Source organism: Undibacterium sp. MH2W (assembly GCF_049340215.1).
GTDB lineage: Bacteria > Pseudomonadota > Gammaproteobacteria > Burkholderiales > Burkholderiaceae_D > Undibacterium.
Genome location: NZ_JBMPPA010000005.1, coordinates 129,502 through 152,205 on the forward strand (window position 1 = coordinate 129,502; position 22,704 = coordinate 152,205).

General features: G+C 48.4%; 21 protein-coding genes and 1 tRNA gene. 10 read left to right on the forward strand and 12 right to left on the reverse strand.

Translation table 11 applies throughout. The features are described 5' to 3' along the window. Positions 1–19: 19 nt before the first annotated feature. Positions 20–2,002, reverse strand: a complete 1,983-nt coding sequence (locus ACO0K2_RS13460; RefSeq protein WP_423019628.1) for a sigma-54-dependent Fis family transcriptional regulator — start codon at positions 2,000–2,002, stop codon at positions 20–22. Between the two features lie 301 nt (positions 2,003–2,303). Between ACO0K2_RS13460 and grxD the strand changes: the two genes are divergently transcribed. Further along, entirely contained in the window at positions 2,304–2,615 is a 312-nt protein-coding gene (gene grxD, locus ACO0K2_RS13465) for a Grx4 family monothiol glutaredoxin (RefSeq protein WP_423019630.1), read from the forward strand. Between the two features lie 5 nt (positions 2,616–2,620). Next, on the forward strand, positions 2,621–3,208 hold the full coding sequence (locus ACO0K2_RS13470) for a UbiX family flavin prenyltransferase (RefSeq protein ID WP_423019632.1): 588 nt from the start codon (positions 2,621–2,623) through the stop codon (positions 3,206–3,208). Positions 3,209–3,473: 265 nt separating this feature from the next. On the opposite strand, the gene ACO0K2_RS13475 is transcribed toward ACO0K2_RS13470, so the two are convergent. Further along, the gene (locus tag ACO0K2_RS13475) at positions 3,474–5,660 is read right to left on the reverse strand and encodes a DPP IV N-terminal domain-containing protein (RefSeq protein ID WP_423019634.1); all 2,187 of its coding nucleotides are present in this window, start codon (positions 5,658–5,660) and stop codon (positions 3,474–3,476) included. A gap of 913 nt (positions 5,661–6,573) precedes the next feature. On the opposite strand from ACO0K2_RS13475, the gene ACO0K2_RS13480 reads away from it, so the two are divergent. Both ACO0K2_RS13480 and ACO0K2_RS13485 read left to right on the forward strand, forming a co-directional pair. Then, a complete protein-coding gene (locus ACO0K2_RS13480; protein ID WP_423019636.1) occupies positions 6,574–7,008 on the forward strand; it encodes a hypothetical protein in 435 nt (144 codons plus the stop codon). A 288-nt stretch (positions 7,009–7,296) separates the two neighbouring features. Next, on the forward strand, positions 7,297–7,830 hold the full coding sequence (locus tag ACO0K2_RS13485; protein WP_423019638.1) for an SH3 domain-containing protein: 534 nt from the start codon (positions 7,297–7,299) through the stop codon (positions 7,828–7,830). A gap of 43 nt (positions 7,831–7,873) precedes the next feature. On the opposite strand, the gene ACO0K2_RS13490 is transcribed toward ACO0K2_RS13485, so the two are convergent. Next, positions 7,874–8,743 carry an AraC family transcriptional regulator N-terminal domain-containing protein gene (locus ACO0K2_RS13490; RefSeq protein WP_423019640.1) on the reverse strand — a complete coding sequence of 290 codons (870 nt, stop codon included), beginning with the start codon at positions 8,741–8,743 and terminating at the stop codon, positions 7,874–7,876. A gap of 256 nt (positions 8,744–8,999) precedes the next feature. Between ACO0K2_RS13490 and ACO0K2_RS13495 the strand changes: the two genes are divergently transcribed. From ACO0K2_RS13495 to ACO0K2_RS13505, 3 genes are read left to right on the forward strand one after another with little or no spacing between them, the layout of a single operon-like run. Continuing rightward, positions 9,000–9,473, forward strand: a complete 474-nt coding sequence (locus ACO0K2_RS13495) for a (2Fe-2S)-binding protein (RefSeq protein ID WP_423019642.1) — start codon at positions 9,000–9,002, stop codon at positions 9,471–9,473. 10 nt (positions 9,474–9,483) lie between these two features. Further along, positions 9,484–11,721 carry a molybdopterin cofactor-binding domain-containing protein gene (locus ACO0K2_RS13500; RefSeq protein WP_423019644.1) on the forward strand — a complete coding sequence of 746 codons (2,238 nt, stop codon included), beginning with the start codon at positions 9,484–9,486 and terminating at the stop codon, positions 11,719–11,721. A gap of 19 nt (positions 11,722–11,740) precedes the next feature. Beyond that, positions 11,741–12,781: an XdhC family protein gene (locus ACO0K2_RS13505; RefSeq protein WP_423019646.1), complete on the forward strand. Its 1,041-nt coding sequence runs from the start codon at positions 11,741–11,743 to the stop codon at positions 12,779–12,781. Between the two features lie 503 nt (positions 12,782–13,284). On the opposite strand, the gene ACO0K2_RS13510 is transcribed toward ACO0K2_RS13505, so the two are convergent. The 8 genes from ACO0K2_RS13510 to petA form a co-directional block, all read right to left on the reverse strand. Next, positions 13,285–13,854, reverse strand: a complete 570-nt coding sequence (locus ACO0K2_RS13510) for a DUF4760 domain-containing protein (protein WP_423019648.1) — start codon at positions 13,852–13,854, stop codon at positions 13,285–13,287. A 48-nt stretch (positions 13,855–13,902) separates the two neighbouring features. Continuing rightward, a complete protein-coding gene (locus tag ACO0K2_RS13515) occupies positions 13,903–14,499 on the reverse strand; it encodes a hypothetical protein (protein WP_423019650.1) in 597 nt (198 codons plus the stop codon). A gap of 359 nt (positions 14,500–14,858) precedes the next feature. Then, positions 14,859–14,934 (reverse strand) — tRNA-Thr (locus ACO0K2_RS13520). Between the two features lie 58 nt (positions 14,935–14,992). After that, positions 14,993–15,484, reverse strand: coding sequence for a ClpXP protease specificity-enhancing factor (locus ACO0K2_RS13525; RefSeq protein WP_423019652.1), 492 nt, complete (start codon positions 15,482–15,484; stop codon positions 14,993–14,995). Positions 15,485–15,612: 128 nt separating this feature from the next. Next, positions 15,613–16,224 carry a glutathione S-transferase N-terminal domain-containing protein gene (locus tag ACO0K2_RS13530; RefSeq protein WP_186913049.1) on the reverse strand — a complete coding sequence of 204 codons (612 nt, stop codon included), beginning with the start codon at positions 16,222–16,224 and terminating at the stop codon, positions 15,613–15,615. A 153-nt stretch (positions 16,225–16,377) separates the two neighbouring features. Beyond that, a complete protein-coding gene (locus tag ACO0K2_RS13535) occupies positions 16,378–17,142 on the reverse strand; it encodes a cytochrome c1 (protein ID WP_423019654.1) in 765 nt (254 codons plus the stop codon). A 25-nt stretch (positions 17,143–17,167) separates the two neighbouring features. Next, entirely contained in the window at positions 17,168–18,580 is a 1,413-nt protein-coding gene (locus tag ACO0K2_RS13540; RefSeq protein WP_423020125.1) for a cytochrome b, read from the reverse strand. Next, complete coding sequence (gene petA / locus ACO0K2_RS13545; RefSeq protein ID WP_423019656.1) at positions 18,580–19,194, reverse strand: ubiquinol-cytochrome c reductase iron-sulfur subunit; 615 nt, start codon at positions 19,192–19,194, stop codon at positions 18,580–18,582. The genes ACO0K2_RS13540 and petA overlap by 1 nt, the downstream gene beginning before the upstream one ends. Before the next feature lie 319 nt (positions 19,195–19,513). On the opposite strand from petA, the gene mscL reads away from it, so the two are divergent. Then, positions 19,514–19,933, forward strand: coding sequence for a large conductance mechanosensitive channel protein MscL (mscL, locus tag ACO0K2_RS13550; RefSeq protein ID WP_423019658.1), 420 nt, complete (start codon positions 19,514–19,516; stop codon positions 19,931–19,933). Positions 19,934–20,039: 106 nt separating this feature from the next. Here the strand turns inward: mscL and ACO0K2_RS13555 are convergent, their stop codons facing one another. Next, positions 20,040–20,792 (reverse strand): Nif3-like dinuclear metal center hexameric protein, encoded by a 753-nt coding sequence (locus ACO0K2_RS13555; RefSeq protein WP_423020127.1) that lies wholly within the window; start codon positions 20,790–20,792, stop codon positions 20,040–20,042. A gap of 25 nt (positions 20,793–20,817) precedes the next feature. Here ACO0K2_RS13555 and ACO0K2_RS13560 point away from each other — a divergent pair, with 25 nt between their 5' ends. Together ACO0K2_RS13560 and ACO0K2_RS13565 are read left to right on the forward strand one after the other, a co-directional pair. Continuing rightward, entirely contained in the window at positions 20,818–21,984 is a 1,167-nt protein-coding gene (locus ACO0K2_RS13560) for a Do family serine endopeptidase (protein WP_423019660.1), read from the forward strand. A gap of 7 nt (positions 21,985–21,991) precedes the next feature. Then, positions 21,992–22,675 (forward strand): DUF2461 domain-containing protein, encoded by a 684-nt coding sequence (locus tag ACO0K2_RS13565; protein ID WP_423019662.1) that lies wholly within the window; start codon positions 21,992–21,994, stop codon positions 22,673–22,675. The last annotated feature ends 29 nt before the right edge of the window (positions 22,676–22,704 follow it).

The window sequence follows — 22,704 nt, forward strand, 5'->3', positions numbered from 1 at the left end:
TTGGATCACTGCCGTCGTTTCAATTCAGTTTCTTGCGATAGATCGTATTTCGCGATACCCCTAATGCACGGGCTGCCGCAGATACGTTCCCATCATTTGCTGCAAGCGCACGTTGAATGAGGTCTCGCTCGACTTCATTCATCGTTGCAACAACAGGGACCGAGGTTACCGTAGCGTGATCCGTCAGAGAGGTAGATGCCGTCGCTGGGTAGGTCGGTGCCATCTCCACGATGTCATCCAAAAAATCATCAGGTAAATGTTCCATCCGGATTTCGCGTTCATCTCCAGCCATCAATATCGCAGTCCGTAACAGGTTGCTGAGTTGACGGAAATTACCCGGCCAGTGGTGTGCATGAAACAAGGTCATCACTTCAGGATGCAATGTGTAACTTACGCCATTGCTTTCTGTTTGCAAAATTTTGGCCACGACGATATCGAGGTCACTACGCTCACGTAATGCGGGTAAGCGCACCACCAGACCATTAAGACGATAGTACAAATCGTCTCGGAACTCGCCACGGGCAATCATGTCGCGTAAATGACGATTCGTCGCACAGATCACGTCAACGTTGACAGGGATCGATTTGCTACTACCTAACGGTGTCACCATGCGCTCTTGCAACACGCGTAACAAGCGCGCTTGCAGGCTGAATGGCATATCGCCGATTTCATCTAAAAATAACGTGCCACCGTTGGCTTGTAAAATTTTTCCGATGTTCCCTTTTTTCCGTGCGCCAGTAAAGGCACCATCTTCATAACCAAACAATTCAGCTTCGATCAAGGTCTCGGGGATCGAGGCGCAATTAAGCGCGACAAACGGTGCGGCATGTCGTGGCGAGTCATTATGGATTGCCTGCGCCAGTAATTCTTTGCCAGTCCCCGTTTCGCCAGTAATCAAAATCGAAATACCTCGGCCGATGACTTTCCGTATTTTTTCGATACTCCGCGCCACTTGTTGGTCTCCGGTATCGAGGTAATTTAAACTCGATAAACGTGGCTGGGATTTCAGCTCTGGGATCACCGTTGGCGAAGCAGGTCTCGCATTGTGCAATGCATGCTGATACACCGACGGCGACGGGCGCATGTCGCTACATTTCGCATACACCTTCACACCGTTGTGTAAGCACAGTTGCAGTAAGCCTGGCGTGGCGGTTCGGTGGTGGTCGATACAGGCCGAAATGGGCATACCAAAGAGAGAGCTAAACGTATGCGCTTGTAATGCCGATGCCGACATGCCAATCTGAAATAAGCCACTGCGGCTCGCTGAGATAAACCGTCCGTCTGGTGTAAAACATACGATCCCTTCCATGAGGGTGCCGAGGAATTCTGGACGGCTATGAAAATGAATTTTAACCGCCCCTTGGAAGGCTTCATTAAATAATTGATTTTCAATCATCTGCGCCGACATCCGCACCAATGCTAAGGTGTGCCGCTGAAAGTGATGATGATCTCCCGTCACATCGAGGACACCAATCATGGCCCCTCTTGCATCAAAAATAGGCGCGGCTGAACACGTCAAAAAATTGTTTGCCAGCATGTAATGTTGATCCGCATGGACAACAGTCGGGCAGGCACTGGCAATCGCTGTACCGATCGCGTTCGTCCCTTTACTTTGCTCTGACCACGCCACGCCGGGGCTCAACGCGACTTGGTCTGCCTTGGCTAAAAAATCAGCATCGCCGAGCGTATGTAAAATTTGACCATGCGTGTCGGTTAATACGATCATATGATGCGTATTAATGATCTGCTCGTAGAGATTTTCCATGACTGGCACAGCATGGCTATGAAGCAAACGGTTTTGCTCTAACAGCAATGAAAATTTCTCTTTGCTCGCGGGTTCATAGTCAGGCATGGCTTCACGCGTCACGCCATAGGCAGCCGATCGCTCGTGCGCTTGTAGAATCTGGGTACTGGCATCCACGATTGTGGAAGTGGATGACAAATTGACACCCATTGATTGCGCAAGCTCACTTGGCGCATGGTGGTTTCCCAGCTGCTGCATTGATGTCTCCTAGGCAATTGTGCCCCTATATTGGAGCATCTCTGGTCGTGAATGCCGTCTGTGGTTGATGGTCGCTTTGCATTGACCTCATCAACAGTTAATGTACCACCCTTTCTTATCGCACAGTGCGCTCTTTGGAGTGGTTGGACACGTTGCAATCATGTAATTTAGATAACATTACACGCACCGTAGAGGGCTATTTTGTCTTTTCCACTTGCCAGTTCGAGGTTTGCGGTAGGAGACGACATCAGATTTCTCTTTCCACTATAATGTCGAGATTCGTTTTATAAGGAAGAGTGCCATGAGCGACGTTCAAAGCTGGATCAAAGAAACCGTAACCCAAAACCCTGTAGTGCTGTTCATGAAGGGAACTGCCCAATTCCCACAATGCGGCTTTTCTGGTCGTGCAGTACAGTTGTTGAAAACCTGCGGCGTACAGAGCCTGGTCACCATCAACGTGCTCGAAGACCCAGAAGTACGCCAAGGCATCAAAGACTACTCTAACTGGCCAACAATTCCGCAGTTGTACGTCAAAGGCGAGTTCATTGGTGGTTCTGACATCATGAATGAAATGTATGAAAGCGGCGAATTGCTCGCTTTGCTGAAAGACTAATGTTTATGACGCCAACGCACACCGCACCGAAACGCTTGATCATCGCCATCACTGGCGCTACGGGGTCGGTGTACGGCGTGCGTTTGCTTGAAGTATTACGAGATTTACCGGATGTCGAAACGCATCTGATGGTTTCAGAAGCAGGTGTGTTGAACCTACATCAAGAGATGGATTTCAAACGCAAAGACGTCGAGGCGTTGGCGGATGTTGTGCATAACGTACGGGATGTCGGCGCGAGTATTGCTAGTGGATCTTTTTTGTCCGACGGCATGATCATCGCTCCCTGCTCCATGAAGACACTGGCCTCGGTGGCGCACGGCATGTCGGACAACTTGATTACCCGTGCCGCTGACGTCGTACTGAAAGAACGCCGCCGTTTGGTGTTAATGGTCAGAGAAACACCATTCAATCTCGCTCATTTACGCAACATGACGGCTGTCACTGAAATGGGCGGCATCATCTTCCCTCCACTACCTGGCTTTTACCAACGTCCACAATCGATTGCCGAGATGGTCGATCATACCGTGGGTCGTGTATTGGACATGTTCAGTGTGCCACACCAACTCACACCACGTTGGCAGGGCATGAAGTAAGCGACCACGCTGGCTTCATCAGAATTGCAGTCGCTTTCTAAGTGCTAAGAAAGGCACTACCGTGCCACTGGATTACCCGCCTTCGCGGGTAATGACGGTTTATACAAATCGAGGCTGGTCTTGATGACGTTTTATACAAATCGCGGCTGGTCTTGATGACGATTTAAACCTGCTACAGCAGCTTCACCTTGTTATCCCACGTCATTACACGCCCCCCCCATCCGTCGCTCCCGCGCAGGCGGGAGCCCAGTGCGCCTTCGGCGCTTTATAGGTTATTCCTCAAGAACTCCCATTTCGCTTTTTGCAGTGACCAAATAACCCAATCACCGCGCGGACCATGTGTTTGTCCAGGATACAGTTGCAAGCTATAGTCTTTATCCGCCTTAATGAGCGCATCGATCAGCATGACGGTATTCTGAGGATGGACATTGTCATCCATCGTTCCATGCATCAACAAGACTTTGCCATGTAAGTTGGCGGCGGCTTTTTGCACGCTGCTGCTCTCGTAGCCTTCTTTGTTATCAACTGGCAGCCCCATATAGCGCTCAGTATAGACGCTGTCATACAGATGCCAATCGGTCACTGGAGCGCCGACAAATCCGACTTTCCATGCATCGCTGTGCGTCAATGCGTAAGACGTAAAGAAACCGCCATAGCTCCAACCATCCAATGAAATTCGGCTCATGTCAGCCCAGCCTTGCTGACGTAACCATGCGAGACCATCCAACTGATCCCGCAATTCCAATTCACCTAATTTTTTGTGAATGGGCCACGCGCTAGCAACACCCTTATTACTCGCGCTGCGGTTATCTAAGATCCATACGATGTAGCCTTGTTGCGCCAGAAAATGGTAATACAAGTCGTTTGTCCAACGATCAATGACGGTCGGTGTCATCGGTCCGGCATAGAGGTGCTGATAGACCGGATATTTTTTATGCGCATCGAAGTCGGGTGGTAAGTACAGCAAACTTTCAAGGGGGAAGCCATCACGCGACATAATTTGCTGTTGCTTCACTGTTGCCAGACGTAAGCCTTTCATTTTTTCTGGCATGCCAACATCGTCAACTAACTTTTGCTGCGCACCATGATCGTCGAACAACGCTTGTCGCGGCGGTTGCTTGAGGCTACTCCAGCTGTCGAGGAAATAAGTAAAATTATTATTCCATCGAACAGCATGTGTTCCCGATTCAGTCGTCAATCGATGAAGATCAGAACCATCTAGGTTCACGGCATATACGTCATTCCCGATGGGGTTACGTTCATCCGCCGCAAACAGGATGCGACCATGTTCTTCATCCACACCATAAGCGGTACGCACTTCCCAGTTACCTTGGGTGATCGGTCCTTGCAGCTGATAATCTTTGTTATAGCGATAGAAATGACGATGACCAGTACGATCTGATTCCCAGACAAATCCACCATCTTTGAGAAAGACGGGGAACGGTAAGCGTTCTGTCCATGCAGGACTGCTCTCATGGACCATCACATTGCTGTGCATCATCGTTTGATCGTGCAAGCGCAAATCGAGCCACGTTTGAATACGGTCTTGCCACGCGGAGAGCAAATGACCATCTGGCGTCCATCCTACTTGTACGATGAGTGTTTCTTTGCCCTGATACGGGTTCTCCGTCCATTGAAGCTTCCCTGTGACATCGACAACACCAAGTTTGACTGTCGGATTCGGGTCACCTGCTTTGGGATAATGCGTGAGATTCGTCTGTTCTGGCTGGTCGTGGTCTCCGGCCAAGGTGTACACCGGCACTTTGCTTTCGTCAAAATTCAGAAACGCGAGCTTGGTGGAATCAGGCGACCACCAGAACGCCCGTAAGACCCCGCGACCATAAATTTCTTCCATGTACACCCAGTCGAGTCGACCGTTGAGATTGGTGTCACTGCCATCGGTCGTTAAACGCCGCTCTGTCGCTGTCGCAATATCTGTGACGTAGAGATCATTTCCCTTTAAATAAGCAACGGATTGCGCGTCAGAAGAAAGTTGCGCTTCATCTTTACTCACATCGGGGCTATGCGTCAGCTGACGAGCTTGGGCACTCTTCAGATCTAACAGCCACAAATCGCGATTAAGCGTGAATAGATAGCGTGAGACTTCAGGTTTGATCTGCGGACCAAGTTGGTCCGTCAGTAATCTCGCCTGCGCCTGCGGAACACCCGATTTCTGCAAAATACTGAGAATCTGCGTATTGGCGGTCAGTGCTTGTTTGTTCCATGTCTTTGGGTCAACAACGAACAATTTGACTTCGCCGTCCTTGATCTGTGTTTCGATCAAACGATTTTGCGCATCCCAAGACAATCGCGTTAGCGGTGTCGTGCTAAAGCTTTGCTTTTTCTGCGGATGGTACAACATCTCCAGACTCAGTTGTCCCTCATCGGCATTGGCGATCCCCATCCCCATTAACCATACCGCTACTACACTCCATCCCCAACGCTTATTCATCCATCCCCCACACTCTTTTTTAAAGAAGCAAATTGCTTTTAGTAAATTTTTGTCGTTATTATGACTAACAAAATAAAAAGAGGTTCAAGAATTTCGTTCTAGAAAGAGAACAATCCAACGAGGAATACCTCCTTTCTTGCCTCTCAGCTGATTGATGGTCTTGGTAGGGTGGCGATAAGATCACGAGCCCGCGTCAGTCTGCGAAAAATTAGAACGCGAACAACACTGAAAGTTACTTTGTAACAGAATATTTCAGCTACTCAAATAGCGAGCAACGAGCCGTTCTCGGCTTCATTTTTTTCTATTTCTGGTACACAAAATAACAGCATCGACAAAAAAGACAGAGATCATCTCTGTCGTCATTGAGAGCGACAGGATTTGCCAAATACAAGCAAACCAATGCATATGAAAACGCTGAAAGCCGACATCATTGACCGCTGATGAAGGTATTGAATTTGCATTTTTTTTCAGCAAAAAGATCGCGAACCCGCATTAAAAAAAAGAAAACGATCAATTGGGCAAGACTTCGTTTGGAACGATTTTTTACGCAAGCCATCGCCACCCATCCTCATAAAAAAATCGATGCGATCATCAACAGCAGAATCAAGTTGATAGTTTTTCTTAGAAGAAATTAATCTATATCAATCAGCCCAAAATGCAGGCCTGATGGTCTATTTTGGGCTGATTACATTTACTTACATCTGAGCCTGTTCGAAAGAAGCTTGATCGGTAGAATTTGTAAGCCAACTAAACCGAAGCACTACACACAGAATAAAAAAAATAACATCTATGAGCTCTCTCGTACCTGATTAGTAATCGAACACAAGCTCTCCAGCAAATTCACTGCAATCGCAGTGAATATCGCCAAGCAAGAAGCATCAATTTTGCCTTACCTACATCACCAGCATGTTCTGTGCTGATCGTGGCAGGTGAGTTATCGACTCTGGAAAATCAAAGTAGACCGATCATCGAAAGCACAAGTGCACTTCGGTACGCATGGGATGCTGAGAACGTTCAGATCGATGCAAACAACGTATCGTCGATTGAGAAAACAACATCATTAATGAACAAGAAATATCCAACTGAAGTCACTGGAAAAAACGCCATGAACGTTAACCAATTTTTGCTCATCACACGTCAACAAACCATTGCTTTTCAATGTGAAAAAATCCTCGCCATCTGCGCTGCGTCTATCGCGATATGGTCACTACAATCTGCCTACTCATCACTAGAAAAAGAGCCCTCTTTCCTGCATGAAGAGCCCTCCGCTCTGCAACATGAGAAAGTATTTTCCGACCCGTTCGTCACAACGGAGAGTACCCCAGTCCCTAGACCCGTCCATGAATGACGCAGACCACCGAGAGGCGATGGTTTCCACAGCGCTTTCAAGACCGACCAATAACCCCTAATTGCCAACACAGATCAAACACCTTTTACAACATGGGTGATCCGCTTTAAAAAGAATGAGGACAACGTGGGATTCAGACCAACGAACAAAAAAAACGCTCCCAAGACCACAACAGGAATGACAGCAGGTATATCGATTTCAGATCACTTACGGCTGCCATTAACAACAAAAACGTGGCAACAATCTATTGTAAAAAACTATACGATGCGTGTGATTTCGCATCGACTCATGTTACGTGATACCCCGCATGAGCGTGGCATGATTATTCTTGAACTGGTCATGCATTCGACGGTCAAACTCGGCACAGAAGAATCCCAGTTTTCGGATAACACTCTCTGGAAAAATGTCATCTCTGGTAGTGTCAAAGGATGGGTATTAGCATCAGGTCTTGAGTCTTACGATCAATCGCAACAATTTCATCCAGACCATACGACGGCGGAACCGCTGACTCTGCTCACAACATGCCAGACTGATTCTCATATTGCCAAGAGTGAAGGGATTTTTACGCCCCTGAGCGCCTCCATGATCGCGCCCCTGAGTGCTTTGACGGACAATCACCTGTGCCGTGTGCTTCTCAAAGATCTTGCCTTGCGGACTGGACCCGATATTAAGTCTCGTCTCATCAAAAAATTAGATGAGGGGCAGATCGTTGAGTGCAACACCCAGCAGATGCAGGGAAATTGGGTCACGATTTCAGCCGATGGCGATCACGGATGGGTAGCGAGTCACTGGCTGCAGCCCTTAGCAGATCATGATTTTTAGTTGAGCGGACTTTCATCAAGCACAAACCGCCTCTCCCTCAACGTTATCCCACCACTCTGACTCGGCGCACGTCACGTAAGGGCGGTGCCCCAAACAAGCGGGTGTATTCACGACTAAATTGTGATGCACTCTCATACCCCACACGAAGCGCCGCATTGGTGGCATCAACGTTGTCATTCAACATTAATTGCCGCGCCCCTTGAAGACGTAATTGTTTGAGATATTGCAATGGGCTCAACCCTGCCACCGCCCGAAAGTGTTGGCGGAACGTCGAGGGGCTCATATGCGCTTTATTGGCAAGATCCTCCATCGAAATATCCTCCGCATAATGCTGCTTGAGCCAGGCAATAATTCGGGCGATTTGCTGACCTTGCGACCCGACGGTGATCAAGTGGCGTAAGCAGGGACCATGCTCACCTTTCAACAACCGTACAATGATTTCCTGTTTGATCAGTGGTGAAATCATCGGAATCAACTCAGGCTCTTTTAACAATTGAACAAGCCGTGTCATGGCACTGTAGACCCCGTCGTCTAACGTCACAACAGACATTGCGAGCGATGTCACACTGCGCAACGTACTGACGGATTGCATCTCCGCAGCACATTGCGTGATCATGCGTGCGTCTAAGGCTAAACCAATTCCCAAAAATGGCACTTCCTCACTGGCTGAGGTGACATGAGAGGTAACAGGCAAATCCAAGGCGGTCACCAAGGACTGTCCCGGCGCATAGTCAAACACCTCGTCACCCAAGGTAAGACGTTTATGCCCTTGCACGGTCAAGCCAAGTCCAAGACCATAAATACAATGCATCGGCTCCGTGGTCTTACTACGGCGATAGATCGTTAGGCCCGGGATCGCCGTCACGTGGTCACCGTCGGATTGGGCAATATCACTAATGAGTTTAGCAAGCATAAAATATCGATGAGGGGCAGCGTAGATGAACGAATAGCCATAGCGTAACATTTCCTACGATTTGCTTCTGACCTGCACCAAGGAATCATTGAATTAGGCAAAAAATACCGCGAAATAGGCAAGCGAATAGACGTGATGTCAGCAGACAATAGCCGTGAATTAAAAATGTCAGCACGCGTCTGGCGATTTAATACTATTATTCCTGAGCTTCGCTCTTCCCTTCTCCCCCATTCTTTACCACCAACTGGAGGTTGCCATGATCAACACGACTATTAACGGTAAAAACACCGCAGTGGATGTTCCACCCGATACACCCATTCTATGGACGTTGCGTGACGCTCTGGGTTTGACCGGCACAAAATTTGGTTGCGGCGCAGCATTGTGCGGCGCGTGCACCGTGCACTTGGATGGACAAGCGATCCGCTCTTGCGTCACGCCAATCTCGGTGGCCGAAGGTAAAAAAATTACGACGATCGAAGCAGCGACTGGCGGCGAAGATAAGGTTGGCAATGCAGTACATGCTGCGTGGGTCAAACATGACGTGGCGCAATGCGGTTACTGCCAAAGCGGTCAAATCATGAGTGCCACCGCCTTCTTAAAATCGCTGCCACGCGGCAAACAGCCGACGGTCGCAGAAATCGATTCCGCCATGGCAGGCAATATCTGTCGCTGTGGTACTTACACCCGTATCCGTGCTGCCATCGCTGATGCAGCGAAAGCCATTGCCTGAGGATCAGACCATGTTACCTAATATCGACTACAGCGAACTGCCACGCGCTTTGCAGCATATTCTCAACCGTGACAACCCAGAAGTACCTACAACACCGTCCCGCCGGAGTTTCCTGAAGCTTGCTGGTATTGGTGGCTTTGCACTCGGCGCGTTCCCTATGCTTTCGGTCGCACAGGCAGCAGGCGACGCGGCCAAACCACTGAGCCCGACACAGCAGCCCTCAGCGTTTGTTGAAATTGCGGCAGATGGCGCAGTGACGGTCACGATCAACCGTCTCGATTTTGGTCAAGGCGTACAAACTGCGCTGCCGATGATCTTGGCTGAGGAACTGGATGCTGATTGGTCAAAAGTACATAGCAAGCACGGCAACAGCGACGGTGCCTATGTTGATCCAGTGATGGGACTCCATCTAACAGGTGGCTCTAATTCCATCAAAAACAGTTTCACGCAATACCGTGAACTCGGTGCACGTGCCCGTGCGATGTTGATCGCTGCCGCAGCAAAACAATGGAATATCGATCCAGCACAATTGCGTACCGCCTCTGGCGAAGTCATTGCACCAGACGGCCGCAAACTTGGCTATGGTGAGCTGGCGCAGGCAGCCATGACACAGCCGGTTCCAGAAACGGTCAAACTCAAAGATCCGAAAGAATTCCGTCTGATCGGTAAGCCAACAAACCGCCTCGATAGCGTCGCGAAAAGCAGCGGAAAACAAAGCTACGGCATCGATACGCATCTGCCAGGTCAATTGACTGCCGTCGTTTTACGTCCTCCTGTCTTCGGTGCAAAGATTGCAACGCTCGATGACAGCGCTGCACGTGGTGTCCATGGCGTCAAAGCCGTACTGCGCGTCCCGCTTGATCGTGGCGCTGAAGGTGTGGCGATTATCGGTGAGGGTTACTGGTCTGCAAAGCAAGGGCGTGATGCAGTCAAAGTCACTTGGGATACCTCTGCCGTCGAGAAAGTCGACACCAAAAAACAATTCGCTCAGTACCGCGAGTTGGCCAAGCAGCCTGGCAACAAGTATTTTGATGCCGACGTCACGCCGATCAGCACTGCCGCTAAAAAGATCCATGCCGAGTTCACGTTCCCTTACCTCGCGCATGCGCCAATGGAGCCATTGAACTGCACGGTGAAATTCAATAACGATTCAGCCGAAATTTGGCTCGGCAGCCAGATGCCTGGTCTCGATGGCATGATGGCGGCTCGCGTTTTAGGTCTCAAGCCCGAGCAAGTGAAAGTCAATGTACAAATGGCTGGCGGTGGTTTTGGTCGCCGCGCGATCGCCACAAGCGATTATGTTTTTGAAGCATGCTCCATCGCTAAAGCCGTCAAAACAGCAGGCATGGATGTGCCAGTGCGTACGATGTGGAGCCGCGAAGACGATATCCGCGGTGGTTACTACCGTCCGGCCCAATTGCATCAAGCGAGCATTGGTCTCGATGCGCACGGCAAGGTACTGGCTTGGGATCACGTCATCGTCGGACAATCAATCACAGCAGGCACGCCATTCGAAGGTTTCATGATCAAGAATGGCATCGACAATACAGCAGTTGAAGGAATGCGTGAACCCTACGATCTGCCAATGAAGTTGACTGTGCATCATCCAAAAATGAATGTGCCAGTCCTGTGGTGGCGTAGCGTCGGCTCAACGCATACGGCCTTCGTGATGGAAACACTGATCGACGAAATCGCGCATGCAAGCAAAAAAGATCCTGTGGCATACCGTTTAGAAGCCTATGGCGACAAGCACCTGCGTCATCGTGCAGCATTGCAATTGGCCGTCGAACACAGTGGCTACGGCAAAAAGACACTGCCAAAAGGCCATGCGTGGGGCGTTGCTGTGCATGAGTCCTTCCAGACCGTTGTCGCTTATGTGGTTGAAGCCTCGATCAAAAATGGCAAACCTGTTTTACATCGCGCTACCGCAGGGGTCCATTGCAATCTGGCGGTCAATCCTCGCACCATTGAAACACAGGTGCAGGGCGCTGCCTTGATGGGCTTGTCGATGTGCTTGCCGGGTGCAGCGATCACCTTCAAAGATGGCGTGGTCGAGCAAAGTAATTTCAGTGATTTTGTGGTGCCACGTATTACGGAAATGCCAGAAATCACGGTCTTTATCGTCCCAAGTGCTGAACCACCAACCGGTATGGGTGAACCTGGCTTGCCACCGTTGGCACCAGCATTTGCCAATGCGGTGTTCAAATTGACGGGTAAGCCTATTCGTCAGTTGCCGTTTAATGTCTAAATAACGACTAAGAAAGCACATGGAAGATCTCGATACGATCGTCTTACGGACGGCCCGCGGCTGGCAACAGCAAGGGCTGGCCGTGATCCTCGTCACTGTCGCGCGGACATGGGGATCATCCCCCCGCCCGCCCGGCTCGCTATTGGCGATTAATGAACGCGGAGAGACGGTGGGCTCAATCTCTGGCGGTTGTATCGAAGATGACCTGATTAGCCGCATCCGTGAAGAGGGCGTCCAAGCCGTCTGTGCGGATGCGCTGCCACAAGTGCAACGCTATGGCATTTCAGCCGATCAGGCACATCGCTTTGGTCTGCCGTGTGGTGGTACGATTGAATTAGCCTTAGAACCACTCAGCGAAAAGAGCCATCTCGATGAGCTCTTGCTCGCTTGTGAACAACGTCGCAACATTGCACGTCATTTGCACCTACAAACCGGCGAAGCAGAACTGCGCGCAGGTCACCGGGGTGGTGTCCCCGTCTTAAACGACCATGAATTAGTGACTTACCTAGGCCCGCAAGTCCGCCTGATCGTCATCGGCGCCAGCGACCTCTCACGCTTTCTGTGCCAGTTCGCCTTAAGCCTGGGATTTGAAGTGATTGTGTGCGACCCACGTGAAGAATACCGCGCTAGCTGGCAATTAAGCGGCGTCACGGTCACAGCAGAGATGCCTGATGATCTTATCCTGCGCCTGCAGCCCGATGCACGCACCGCCGTCATCGCCCTCACGCACGATCCCAAATTGGACGACCTGGCACTCATCGATGCCCTGCAATCCCAAGCCTTCTACGTCGGCGCGATCGGCTCACGCCGCAACAGCGAACACCGCCGCGAACGCTTACGCACCCATTTCGATATCCCCGAAGAAAGCCTACAAGCCCTACACGGCCCCGCTGGCCTCTACATCGGCAGCAAAACACCCGCCGAAATCGCCCTGTCCATCATGGCACAAATCGTCGCTGTCAAAAACGGGATTCCTGAGGCACTTGCCACCGAAGTCGCCACCGGCAAGCAACACCATGAAAACCCACCCAACCCAGAATTGAGTTACTGCGGTACCTAAGCCGATTGGCAGAGGAAACTTGTGTTTAATCGATGCGATGCGCAGCGAAAAGCGTTGCTGCGTTGTTACTCTGCTGGGTCCGTTTTGGAGAGCCGACCCTGCAGCTACCGCAACGATCGAACGATACAACTGACCGACCGCTACATCTTTAAGTGGAATCGATATAAATGATTTTAGGCTGATAGCTTGCAGTTAGAAGTTCGCTAAATTTTGCAATCCACAGATACGGATATGTGAATTGGAAAATTACTCATCATATTTCGCTCTTCTTTAGGCTAATTCGTTAAGCTTTTCGAAAATTAACGGTAGGTCCGTGACTGAATATCGCTTCTCTTTCTTCCAACTAGGCATACATGAAACAACTATCTCCGGTTCAACTTCGATATAGCCTAGATTCAACGACTTCGCTGCATTCACTACATTCGTAGCATGAAGATCAAAACCAGTTAGATTTTTTATTCAAGCGAAACTGAATAAATAGTCTGCAAATATATTTTGCAAAATTATGAGATTTCAGATTGCAAGAATTCACTTAATTCTTTGTTTTTTCTCTCTAAAGTCATCATTCTTTGCACTTCCTCGCGCTTGATAAATGTTTGAGCTAAAAATTGAAATTTATCGTAATACTCTTCAATTCCAGTATTCCTTTCCTCAATTATGTAATCTTCTAATGCGTACCACCATTGCATGACGGGATAAGAGAATGAACTGTACACAAGCGAGTTATCTAACCAACCACGTTGATGCAAAACACCTACTGATTCTAAAATATCAATGACGTGTTCAACGCCGGCAGTATATATACCTTCCTTATTTACATGGCCATATTCCCTCTCCTGCATTAAGTGCCTCGCTAATTCCTTTCTTTTTTCTCTAATATGTGGGCTATCGTATTTATCAATAAATTGCATTGTCAAATTTAGCCTCGTCATCTCTTTTTGTGACTCAATTGAAGCATTTGTGACACGATTATTTGCTTTAATTTGGCACACTGAAACAATTACAGTACAAAAAGCAAAAAACGCAGCACCTATATTTCCCCATGTAGACAATGAATTCAAATCCGTAAACATACATTCCTCAAATTAATTTTTGCTTTTTTAAGACAATTCAGGTCTAAATCAAACTATATTTGGACGCTGTTTTCCACTTTCGTCATAAAAAGCTCGAAGCACAAGTTCAGGTATTGAAACAAACGCCAATTCAAATGCGTCACCCGCATGCTTGCCACCAAGCAATTCATCATTTGTCAAATGTGCTAATCGCTGATTGGCTGCGGCAAAAGTTTCCCCCCAAGCCTGGGTCAGAACGTCAAAATCATCTGCTCTATCCAAAATTTCAAATGCCGATTCGCGAGTAAGTTTCTGCAAATTCACGCCATCACGATTAAAGAAATGTTCAATACCAATGTCGCCCTTTTGTCTTGCCCTATTTGAAGCCGTCACATTAAGTTGTTTAGCACTTTTATCTAATGTCAAACCTAGAAACTCAAGTAAGCATCTACTATGAAAAATGGCACAGGATACTAATGGCTGAGTGAATTCCCCAAGAAACCCACGATATTCAGACTTTGGCTCAACACCAATCTTCAATTCAACCACCGCATTGATTGTATGTTTTTTTTCGAGAGATATAGCAGTTTTCCCAAAAGCAATTGCTCTCAATCTATAGGGTATGACCAAATCACTTGTTCGGATAAGATTTTCGGGTGTAAGCATTGCAAGCCTTAGCCTAATTTTGATATTAAGATGAATTAATTATATGCAAAAAAGTTAAAACTTTTATTTGAATTAGGAAAAGTTTCCTATAGTTACTTCGCAAATAAACTTGTCCAAAGAACTCCATTAGATGTACTTCGGAACACTTTTACTAGTCACTTCGTAATGAGTGGAGGGGATATTTTGACCTTACAGAAAGTCTTAGGCCATAGAGATTTGAAAACGACAATGATATAGCGCACCTAAGCCCAGAGCATCTTCAAGAAGTTAGGGCATTAAACCCACTTTCTCGGTTGACACTTGTTTGACAGTTTCGGAAATAAAAAAGGGCTCACATTTCTGTGAGCCCTTAGTCTTACTGGTGCCGGCTGCCGGAATCGAACTGGCTACCTGATGATTACAAGTCAACTGCTCTACCAAGTGAGCTAAGCCGGCGAAAATCTTATCGTTTGCACTTAATTGCTTAAGCACTTCCGAAGACCGAGATTATAGGCTACTTTATGATTTTTAGCGAGGGCTTTTCTGATTTTTTTTGATCTTTTTCAGAAATTTCTTGTTTGCCCTCTGATTTTCCCTCTGCAGCACCGCCACTTACGGCGGCTAAGCCCAGGCTAGGCTTGCTTTTTTGCTCAGTGGGTGCGGGTGTTGGCTCTGGTGTCTGAGCGGATTCGGTTAAATCGACTTCAAATGCCATGCCCTGACCGTTTTCGCTGGCGTAGACCGCCATGACGTTACCCACAGGGACGTAGATATCGCGAGAAACACCGCCGAACCGGGCTTTGAATGTCACTGCCTCGTTGTCCATCTTCAAGCCGCTCGTCGCGCCGAAGCTGATGTTGAGGACGATTTCGCCGTTTCTGACGAATTCCATCGGCACTTGTGCTGCACCGCCGACTTTGACTGCCATGTAAGGGGTATAGCCGTTATCTGTGCACCATTCGTAAATAGCACGCATGAAATATGGCTTGGTCGATGTTTCTTGCATAAGAGGTACTCAAACGTATAAATAATTAAGCATAGAATGCGGCGTATAAAACAACAAGGCTGACCTGATGGAGCTAGTCAGCCTCGTTGATGTACTGCAAGAGTCAGTCTGCGACGTTGGTCAGCAGATTAACGACGCATTACTTTTTCAGATGGTGTCAGCGCTTCGATGTAAGCAGGACGAGAGAAAATACGCTCTGCGTATTTCATGATCGGTGCTGCTGTTTTAGACAACTCGATACCATAGTGGTCGAGACGCCATAACAACGGTGCAACTGCCACATCCAGCATAGAGAACTCATCACCCAGCATGTATTTATTTTTGATAAATAATGGTGCCAGCTGTGTCAGGCGATCGCGAATTTCTGCGCGCGCTTTGTCCTGCACTTTTGCTGAGCTGGTGTTTTTGTCGTTTTCTAATGTGTGAACGTGTACGAACAACTCTTTTTCAAAGTTGAACAGCATCAGACGTGCACGTGCGCGTTGCAGCGGATCTGCTGGCATCAATTGTGGATGCGGGAAACGCTCATCGATGTATTCATTGATGATATTGGATTCATACAAAATCAATTCACGTTCAACCAGAATAGGTACCTGGCCATACGGATTCATTGTCGAAATATCTTCTGGTTTGTTGAACAGGTCAACGTCACGGATTTCAAAATCCATGCCTTTTTCAAACAATACCAAACGGCAACGTTGAGAAAATGGGCAAGTGGTGCCCGAGTAGAGAACCATCATTTTTATAGTTCCTTAAAAACGATCAGGGCGAGGTGCCAGTTTTGCGCACCTCACCCTAGGGATTACTCGTCCGTTTACGACGGAGAAAAACGGACGATCTGAGAAAATTCTGACTTGTTAATATCTCAATTCACAAGACAGAAACATTGCTTTTTATTTAACTTCCTTCCAGTAGGACGCGTTCAGTCGCCATGCAAGTGTCGCTAAAAATGCCATGAAAATCACAACTATAGCACCTAAACGCTTGCGCGTTGTTTGCGCTGGTTCGCCCATCCACTGTAGATATGCTACCAGATCACCCACTGCGTTGTCATATTCTGCCGCAGTTAATGTCCCGTCAGACACTTTTTCGAAGCCTTCAAACTTATGAATTGTCTTCGATTCGTCATGCGGATCCTTCTCTTCGACGAACTTGGCAGTACGAACACCTTGCAATTGCCACAACACATGCGGCATCCCAACGTTCGGGAAGACTATGTTGTTCCAGCCAGTTGGACGGGAGTCATCTTTGTAATAAGTACGCAGATAAGTGTAAATCCAGTCAGCACCAGAACCAGCGTCCGAGGCTTTCGCGCGGGCAATCACTGAGAGATCCGGTGGCACCGCACCAAACCACGCTTTTGCATCTTTTGGAGACATGGTTGTTTTCATCAAATCACCCACTTTTTCACCTGTAAAAAGCAGGTTGGATTTGATTTGGTCTTCTGTCAAACCAATGTCACGCAAGCGGTTGTAACGCATCGCTGAAGCAGAGTGGCAGTTAAGGCAATAATTGATAAACAATTTAGCGCCATTTTGCAAAGCAGCCATATCGGTCGAACGATCTGGTGCGTGGTCTAACGTGTAACCACCCTCATTGGCCATTACCAAAGCCGGAACCAAGGCCAGCGTCGCGATCAGTTTTTTAAGTAATTTCATGCTTATTCTTCCTCGCTTTATTTGCTCAATGTGGCGTAAAAGTTACGCGCTTCGGTACTGGTTTAAAGGTACCCATCGCACTCCACCAAGGCATCAACAGGAAGAAGCTGAAGTAGATGATTGCGCAAACCTGAGAGATGCGTTCACGAACTGGTGATGGTGGTTGTACACCAAGGTAACCGAGCGTCACGAACGTAATCGCGAAAACGATATAGACCAATTTATGCCACTCTGGACGGTAACGAATCGATTTCACTGGTGAGAGATCGATCCATGGTAATGCCGCAAGAATCACGACAGAACCACCGAACAAAACGACACCCCAGAATTTCGCATCCAATGCACCAGGCATCATGCCCGCAACCGCTACCAAAGCAACACCAGCAATCGCAAACTTGATCGTTTGTGGCAGTTTGGTTTTTAGGAAAATCAAACCAACGTAGGCCACAACACCCGCCTGCACCACATACAAGAACTCAGACGTTGTTGCACGCAGAATCGAGTAGAACGGTGTGAAATACCATGTCGGCGCAATGTGCGGTGGCGTTTTGAGTGAATCTGCTGGAATGAAGTTGTTATATTCCAAGAAGAAGCCACCCATTTCTGGCGCAAAGAAAATCACAGCACTAAACAGTGTCAAGAACACAGTCACACCGAAAATATCGTGGAATGTGTAGTAAGGATGTGAAGGAACACCATCCAATGGATGACCATCAGGGCCTAAGTTTTCTTTGATTTCGATACCGTCTGGATTGTTGGAACCCACTTCATGCAACGCGATCAAATGCGCCATGACCAAGCCCAGCAAGACCAACGGAATAGCGATCACGTGGAACGAGAAGAAGCGGTTCAATGTCGCGTCAGAGACCACGTAGTCACCGCGAATCCACAAAGACAGATCTGGACCGATGAAAGGAATCGCGCCGAACAAGTTAACAATCACTTGTGCGCCCCAGTAGGACATCTGACCCCATGGCAGCAAATAACCGAAGAACGCTTCAGCCATCAAGCACAAGAAAATGGCAAAACCAAACAACCAGATCAACTCACGTGGTTTGCGATACGAGCCGTACATGAATGCACGCGCCATATGCAGATAAACCACAATGAAGAAGGCTGATGCGCCTGTCGAGTGCATATAGCGAACCAACCAGCCCCATGGCACATCACGCATGATGTATTCAACCGACGCAAACGCCAAGGTTGCATCTGGTTTGTAATGCATCACCAAGAAAATACCAGTCACGATCTGAATGACCAACACCAGCATCGCCAGCGAGCCAAAGATGTACCAGAAATTAAAGTTCTTCGGTGCGTAGTATTTACCCCATTGATCATTCCACAGTTTGGTCAGTGGAAAACGGGAATCAACCCAGTTCAGGGCTTTATCAACAACTGGCGCATCCGCCGGGAGCTTTTTCTCAACAAATGCCATGATTACGCCTCACCTTTCTCATCTTTACCGATGATAATTTTGGTATCCGATAAAAACATGTGACGTGGCACATCCAGATTTTGTGGCGCTGGTTTATTTTTATAGACACGTCCAGCCAGATCGAATGTCGATCCATGGCATGGGCATAAGAAGCCACCTTGCCAGTCGTCAGGTAAGGAAGGTTGAGGGCCGGCTTGGAATTTAGAACCAGGAGAACAACCGAGGTGAGAACAGATACCAACGGCGATAAGCAACTCTGCGTGTTCTTTGCGGGAGCGAGTCTGTTTATCACAGTACTCTGGCAGATCCATGGTGTAAGGTTTTTTTGACTCTGGGTCAGCGACCTTATCTTCTGTTTTGGCTAAGCTGGACAACATCTCAGGTGTCCGCTTCAAGATCCACACTGGCTTACCACGCCATTCGACGGTGGTCATCTCACCAGGTTTTAAAGCGGAAATATCTACTTCAACCGGAGCGCCTGCAGCTTTCGCCCGCTCTGACGGCTGAAAGGTACTGACAAGTGCCCCTGCCGTTGCCAACCCTGCTACACCACCCGCCGCGCAAGTGGCGACGAGCAAACCGCGACGGCCGGAATCGACCTGCTTTTCATTACTCATACCAACCCCAATCTGTCAAAAATCGAAACTCGATGAAGCTCAAACCCGCATCTAGCAACATTTGATTATAAAGTAGCTATATTTGGTTTTAAAGCAAAAACCAGCGTAAACAGCAACACTTACTCTTTATTTTTACAAATCCGCCACTATTTGACATAGTTCATATTGGCGTCGGAAATTTTATGCTTATTAACGAAAATAAATGATTTTGTGTAAAGATAATTGACAAACTAAAACGTAAAATTAATCGTTTCGCACATTAAAATACGAACAATTCAGCTTACGGCAATGTTGCCAATGACCTTTTAGGAGAACCACAATGAGCATGATGCAAGAATTCAAAACATTTGCCACAAAAGGAAATGTAGTCGATCTCGCGGTCGGTGTCATCATCGGCGGTGCATTTGGAAAAATTGTGGACTCACTTGTTGGCGACGTGGTAATGCCTGTCGTTGGTAAATTGTTCGGTGGCCTCGACTTTTCAAATTACTATTTACCACTCAATGGCCAAGGTACGCAGTTGACGCTGATCGAAGCGAAAAAAGCAGGTGGCGTTTTAGCGTACGGTAATTTCATCACAGTGACAGTGAACTTTATCATCCTCGCATTCGTGATTTTTCAGATGGTTCGCCTCGTGAATAAATTCCGTAAAAACGAACCTGTGCCAACACCAGCGCCAGCACCGACACCAGAAGATGTGTTGCTGCTGAGAGAAATTCGCGACGCTTTGAAGAAATAATCACCCCAAAAACGAACAACGCCCTCGTCTCAGAAAATAGGTGAGGAACGAGGACGTTGTTGTAATTTTGCCGCAAACGTACATACACGCGACAACGTGTGACGGTCTATACCGGATTGTCGATATCAACAAAATGGTGCTCAATGCCGAACGTGTGCGCCAGATGCTCTCCCAACGCTGCAATACCATATCGTTCTGTCGCATGATGACCACAGGCGAGATAGGCGACGCCGGTTTCGCGCGCAAGATGCACCGTCGGTTCTGAAATTTCACCACTCAAATACACCGTGGCGCCTGCGGCAATCGCTTGGTCAAACATACTGTGCGCCGCACCAGTGCACCATGCGACTTTGCCCACCGCTTGCGCCGGATCGCCGATCAATAAAGGTTCTCTACCCAACCGTGCTGCCACATGCGCTGCAACATCGCCGATCGTCGTGACGCCGGCTACGTCAAATTGACCAAGCCAACCAATATTGTCTTCACCAAAACGCCCCTCAGGAAGCAAACCCAGCACTTGAGCCAATCGCGCATTGTTACCGAGGCTAGGGTGCATATCTAAGGGCAAGTGATATCCGAAGAGAGAGATATCATGCTGTAAGAGGAGCTTGAGACGACGCTGCTTCTGCCCTATCACCCGCATGTCTTCACCACGCCAAAAGTAACCATGGTGTACCATAACAGCATCGGCTTGCAGTTGGATTGCCGCTTCGAGAAGCGCAATGCTGGCGGTAACGCCAGTGACGATACGACCGATCTCATTTCGTCCTTCCACCTGCAGACCATTTGGGCAATAATCACGGACACGTGCAACTTGCAATTCTGTCTCTAGATATGTTGCCAATTGACCCCTATTTATCGTCTTTTTACTCATCATTCACCTTATGCGACGTCTTTGGTTATTATTTGCCCAGACTGTGACAGTTGGTCTGGCGATTTGGTTTATTGTAACCACCCTCAAACCCGATTGGGTAACGAATGCCTTGAGCAACACGCGGGGCGCGTTATTATCACCGACCTTCAAAACAACGGAAGCACCGGCGAAGAGTATTCCTGCGCAAGGATCCTATCGACTGGCGGCGCAAAAAGCGATGCCTTCGGTTGTCAATATCTACACCTCCAAAGAGGTGCAGCGCTCCCGCAATCCTTTACTGAATGATCCCACCTTGCGCCGCTTCTTTGGCGAACAAGCCGGCCCTAAGGCCGAACGTCAGTCCAGTTTGGGGTCGGGCGTCATTGTGAGCCCAGAAGGTTACATTCTGACCAACAACCACGTGGTTGAATCTGCCGATGAAATCGATGTGGCGTTGGCAGATGGTCGTTCGGCGGCGGCAAAGGTCGTTGGCACAGACCCAGAAACAGATCTCGCTGTGATCAAAATCGATTTACATGATTTACCTGCCATCACATTGGGACACCCAGATGACGCACAGGTTGGTGACGTTGTTTTGGCGATTGGCAATCCGTTCGGCGTTGGACAGACCGTCACCATGGGGATTGTTTCAGCACTGGGACGCAATAATCTCACGGAAAACGCGTTTCAAAACTTTATTCAAACCGACGCAGCAATCAATCCGGGCAACTCCGGTGGCGCGTTAGTGGACGTCAATGGCAATCTCCTTGGCATCAACACCGCCATTTACTCCCAAACGGGTGGTTCGGTCGGTATTGGCTTTGCGACACCGATCTCGACAGTCAAAACAGTCATGGAGTCCATTATCAAACAAGGTCAGGTCGTTCGTGGATGGATTGGTGTTGAGCCACAAGACATCACACCAGAACTGGCAGAAAGCTTTGGCATCAAACAACACTCTGGCGCGATTATCGCGGGTGTGATCCGTGGTGGCCCGGCAGATAAAGCAGGAATGAAACCTGGCGATATTCTCGTCTCCATTGAAGGAAAACCTGTCCGAGGCACGATGGAGATGTTGAATTTGATTGCACAACTCACACCGGGTGAGAAAGCGAAAATTACCGTCTTAAGAAATAATCAAGAGACTACCCTTCAAGTATTGATCGGGAAGCGACCACCTTCACGTCGAGAAGAGTAACCACCCCATGCATCTGATTGATCTACAAGGCTTTTTATCGGAGTTATCTGACAACAATAATCGTGCTTGGTTTGTCATGAACAAACCACGCTACGACATTTTGCGGGCTGAATTTTTGCAACTGGTCTCAGAGCTGATTACCGGGATTCAGAAATTTGATCCTGCCATCGCGGGATGCGAACCCAAAAAGGCGCTCTTCCGAATCAACCGGGATGTACGTTTCGGGCATGATAAGTCGCCTTACAAGACGACTTTTTCTTCGTCGATTCTCCCGAGTGGACGCAAGAAACCGAGCGAAGGCGGCGGACCGGCTTATTATTTCCAATTAGATGCCCACGGCAGGCTGTTTTTTGCCTGCGGTGAGTACATGCCTCCGGCAGATCGCCTGAAAGCTATCCGTGAACATATCATCCATGATGGCGCTGGCTTTGACAAAGTCCTCAAGGATAAAAAGCTCAAGCAATCCTTCGGCGAGTTGCAAGAAGAAGGCAAACTCAAACGCCCACCCAAGGGCTATGACGCCGACCACAAGCATATTGAGTATCTGAAGCTGAAAAATTTTATGGTCTGGACGGAATGTCCGTATCAGGGATTAAGCAGTGAAGAAGTGAAGCAGACGCTACTGAAAGCCTATCAAAGCGCCCTGCCACTGGTGCTTTGGTTGCGCGGCGCAGAAACGGCCACGGCGTAATTAACGCCCGTTCAAAGCGAACAGCCGTT

What these genes read in the sequence shown, in the direction of transcription:
- ACO0K2_RS13565 (WP_423019662.1), top strand. Translation starts at nt 21,992, where the DNA reads ATGCATCTGATTGATCTACAAGGCTTTTTATCGGAGTTATCTGACAAC.
- ACO0K2_RS13510 (WP_423019648.1), bottom strand. Translation starts at nt 13,854, where the DNA reads ATGTTTACGGATTTGAATTCATTGTCTACATGGGGAAATATAGGTGCT.
- grxD (WP_423019630.1), top strand. Translation starts at nt 2,304, where the DNA reads ATGAGCGACGTTCAAAGCTGGATCAAAGAAACCGTAACCCAAAACCCT.
- ACO0K2_RS13460 (WP_423019628.1), bottom strand. Translation starts at nt 2,002, where the DNA reads ATGCAGCAGCTGGGAAACCACCATGCGCCAAGTGAGCTTGCGCAATCA.
- ACO0K2_RS13525 (WP_423019652.1), bottom strand. Translation starts at nt 15,484, where the DNA reads ATGCAAGAAACATCGACCAAGCCATATTTCATGCGTGCTATTTACGAA.
- ACO0K2_RS13490 (WP_423019640.1), bottom strand. Translation starts at nt 8,743, where the DNA reads ATGCTTGCTAAACTCATTAGTGATATTGCCCAATCCGACGGTGACCAC.
- ACO0K2_RS13515 (WP_423019650.1), bottom strand. Translation starts at nt 14,499, where the DNA reads ATGCTTACACCCGAAAATCTTATCCGAACAAGTGATTTGGTCATACCC.
- ACO0K2_RS13470 (WP_423019632.1), top strand. Translation starts at nt 2,621, where the DNA reads ATGACGCCAACGCACACCGCACCGAAACGCTTGATCATCGCCATCACT.
- ACO0K2_RS13505 (WP_423019646.1), top strand. Translation starts at nt 11,741, where the DNA reads ATGGAAGATCTCGATACGATCGTCTTACGGACGGCCCGCGGCTGGCAA.
- ACO0K2_RS13500 (WP_423019644.1), top strand. Translation starts at nt 9,484, where the DNA reads ATGTTACCTAATATCGACTACAGCGAACTGCCACGCGCTTTGCAGCAT.
- ACO0K2_RS13530 (WP_186913049.1), bottom strand. Translation starts at nt 16,224, where the DNA reads ATGATGGTTCTCTACTCGGGCACCACTTGCCCATTTTCTCAACGTTGC.
- mscL (WP_423019658.1), top strand. Translation starts at nt 19,514, where the DNA reads ATGAGCATGATGCAAGAATTCAAAACATTTGCCACAAAAGGAAATGTA.
- petA (WP_423019656.1), bottom strand. Translation starts at nt 19,194, where the DNA reads ATGAGTAATGAAAAGCAGGTCGATTCCGGCCGTCGCGGTTTGCTCGTC.
- ACO0K2_RS13535 (WP_423019654.1), bottom strand. Translation starts at nt 17,142, where the DNA reads ATGAAATTACTTAAAAAACTGATCGCGACGCTGGCCTTGGTTCCGGCT.
- ACO0K2_RS13560 (WP_423019660.1), top strand. Translation starts at nt 20,818, where the DNA reads ATGCGACGTCTTTGGTTATTATTTGCCCAGACTGTGACAGTTGGTCTG.
- ACO0K2_RS13495 (WP_423019642.1), top strand. Translation starts at nt 9,000, where the DNA reads ATGATCAACACGACTATTAACGGTAAAAACACCGCAGTGGATGTTCCA.
- ACO0K2_RS13475 (WP_423019634.1), bottom strand. Translation starts at nt 5,660, where the DNA reads ATGAATAAGCGTTGGGGATGGAGTGTAGTAGCGGTATGGTTAATGGGG.
- ACO0K2_RS13485 (WP_423019638.1), top strand. Translation starts at nt 7,297, where the DNA reads ATGTTACGTGATACCCCGCATGAGCGTGGCATGATTATTCTTGAACTG.